Consider the following 1,256-nt stretch of genomic DNA (forward strand, 5'->3'; position numbering starts at 1 on the left):
CCCAGCTCAGCTTTAATGCTTTCCAGCCATGCCAGCAGTTTTTCAATCTTAGCGGCGGTACGGTCGCCCGGCGCGCTCAGGCCCAGGTGGTCAGCAATTTCAGCGTAACGACGGCGTGCCTGCGGACGATCGTACTGGCTGAAAGCGGTCTGCTTGGTCGGGTTGTCATTCGCGTTGTAGCGGATAACGTTACAAATCAGCAGGGCGTTCGCCAGACCGTGCGGAATGTGGAACTGAGAGCCCAGTTTGTGCGCCATGGAGTGACATACACCGAGGAAGGCGTTGGCAAACGCGATACCGGCGATAGTCGCTGCACTGTGAACACGTTCACGCGCAACCGGGTTTTTAGACCCTTCGTGGTAAGACGCCGGCAGGTTTTCTTTCAGCAGTTTCAGAGCCTGCAGAGCCTGACCGTCAGAGAACTCAGAAGCCAGTACGGAAACATAAGCTTCCAGAGCGTGAGTTACCGCATCCAGACCACCGAACGCACACAGGGACTTCGGCATATCCATCACCAGGTTGGCGTCGACAATCGCCATATCCGGGGTCAGGGCGTAGTCAGCCAGCGGATATTTCTGACCGGTTGCATCGTCGGTCACAACCGCAAACGGTGTGACTTCAGAACCGGTACCGGAAGTGGTGGTGACGGCGATCATTTTCGCTTTCACGCCCATTTTCGGGAACTTGTAGATACGTTTACGGATGTCCATAAAGCGCAGCGCCAGTTCTTCGAAGTGAGTTTCCGGATGTTCGTACATTACCCACATGATTTTCGCGGCGTCCATCGGGGAACCGCCGCCCAGCGCGATGATCACGTCCGGTTTGAAGGAGTTAGCCAGCTCAGCGCCTTTGCGAACAACGGAAAGCGTCGGGTCGGCTTCAACTTCGAAGAAGACTTCGGTTTCAACGCCAGCCGCTTTCAGCACAGAGGTGATCTGGTCTGCATAGCCGTTGTTGAACAGGAAGCGGTCAGTCACGATGAGCGCACGTTTGTGGCCATCAGTAATCACTTCATCCAGCGCGATGGGCAAAGAGCCACGGCGGAAGTAGATAGATTTCGGAAGTTTGTGCCACAACATGTTTTCAGCTCGCTTAGCAACGGTTTTCTTGTTGATCAGGTGTTTCGGACCAACGTTTTCAGAGATGGAGTTACCACCCCAGGAACCACAACCCAACGTCAGGGAAGGTGCGAGTTTGAAGTTGTACAGGTCACCGATACCACCCTGAGAGGCCGGGGTGTTGATCAGGATACGCGC

General features: G+C 55.0%; 1 protein-coding gene. It reads right to left on the bottom strand.

Going from position 1 to position 1,256, the window contains the following annotated elements; all coding sequences use genetic code 11:
• Positions 1-1,256: iron-containing alcohol dehydrogenase (locus tag NA330_RS23150; protein ID WP_134952435.1), on the bottom strand; the 1,256-nt coding region annotated here is incomplete at both ends.

It is taken from the genome of Salmonella sp. NW722 (assembly GCF_051702785.1).
GTDB classification, from domain to species: domain Bacteria; phylum Pseudomonadota; class Gammaproteobacteria; order Enterobacterales; family Enterobacteriaceae; genus Salmonella; species Salmonella enterica.